We start from the raw sequence: 1657 nt of genomic DNA on the forward strand, positions 1-1657 counted from the left end.
GCGTTTCATAAACATTTCCGAGCTATTATTGTTGTATGGCTACTTTAATGAGCTGTTGAGCAAGAATTGGACCTTCTATTTCACTAAATTTTATTGGTTCTTTCGGGGGCGGGTGATAGTAGATTTGATGCTGAGGCGGTCATGGGGGCGTAGAGGACATTCTTTTAATGCATGAGCTCTGTCTAGCGAATTCAAGCTGTGGGGGCTATCTAGAAGAATTAATTACATAAAAGGGGGGCTGATAAGGCCCTTTCTTCGTCTTCTGAGTAATAGTTTCCTAAAAGAACAAATATTGGCCTCGCAACATCAATATCTGGGTGTTGATCTCAGGTGAAATTCATGTGTGGGACTTTTTACGGTGTTGCCTTGGATCCGGTTTCGGGTTGAAAGTCTCATAACGCATGAGATAAAAATTTGATATGGGTACAAGCACCGTGATAGATACTTTTAGTCCTCATTTGGTTGCAGCCATAATTGGTTTGGTTGTCGAGATAATTGGTTGGTGTAAAGACATGATCCAATAAGGTTTAATCCAATCTAATAGTAAAGTGTAACTTATGGTGTAGCTTTTCTCTTCGGGGCTAAAAAAATCGTTATAAATCAAAGCTCAAGTACTGCTGCATCATGAGTCATGGATTGATGTTGGTTGTGATCCATTTCCAAAACGTCATGACTAATAGAAGACTCACCATCGGCCATCGGCATGTCATCCGTAACGGTGTCGGGTCGATGGATCTGGCTGATCACATAGTTGTTGTCGCCCTCTCTTGTAATTTCTACGTGAAGAGTCATATCAGACTGTAAACCTTGAAGGTCTACATTTTTTGCGGCGGTAAAATTCATGGTCATGGCCGGCCATTGCCAGTCATCAATGGCATCATGCGCCAGCGTCAACATCCGGTGTTCGGGCATCAGGCTTTTAAGACGTGCGCCGACCCAGACCGATGTGGGAGCCATAGTCTCAGCCTTATCATCCGAACCATGATTCATGCGCCGAAAGTCCGAGGTTTTGCTGGACTCGGAATCAATCAGGAATTGTGCTGACGTCACAATGCGGTCGCCCTCATCAAGTCCCAATATGATTTCCGCCTGCTCATCGTTGATATTCCCAACCTGTACAGCAACGGATTTAAAACGGCCTTCGCCCTTGGCCAGCACAACACGGGATTGACTGCCGGTACGGATCAGCGCCTGACGGGGAATCAACAGAGTATCGTCCATCGGTGCCGTCTCAATGCGCATCTGCGCAAACATGCCCGGCTTCAGATAACCATCGGGATTGTGAAAATGTACTCGTATCTGTGCGGTGCGAGTCTTGGTGTTAAGGCTCGGGTAGACATAATCAACCTGGCCCTGCCACTCTCGCCCTGGCGAATAACCCAACTGCATCTGGACCTGATCGCCGACCTGCACCAGGGAAGCCTGTCGCTCAAAGACTTCACCAATCACCCAAATATGTTCCAGCTGACCGATGGCCATGATTTCCATGCCGGGTTTTACAAACATGCCTTCGCGCGCCATGAGGTTATCCAGCACACCCGATTGCGGCGCTGTAACGGTGATGGTCTGGCTCACCTTGCCGGATTTCCTCAGGCGGTTGATTTCTGATTTTGGCACCTGCAGGGATGCCAGGCGCTCCTTGGCGGCTTCAATCAGC

Annotated in this window: 1 protein-coding gene; it reads right to left on the reverse strand. The window is 47.8% G+C overall.

Annotation, left to right across the window (positions count from 1 at the left end; translation table 11 throughout):
* Window positions 1-600: 600 nt before the first annotated feature.
* A partial coding sequence (locus tag A3761_RS25315; RefSeq protein ID WP_068751152.1) for an efflux RND transporter periplasmic adaptor subunit occupies window positions 601-1657 on the reverse strand: 1057 nt, incomplete at its 5' end.

This window comes from Oleiphilus sp. HI0123, from assembly GCF_001635315.1.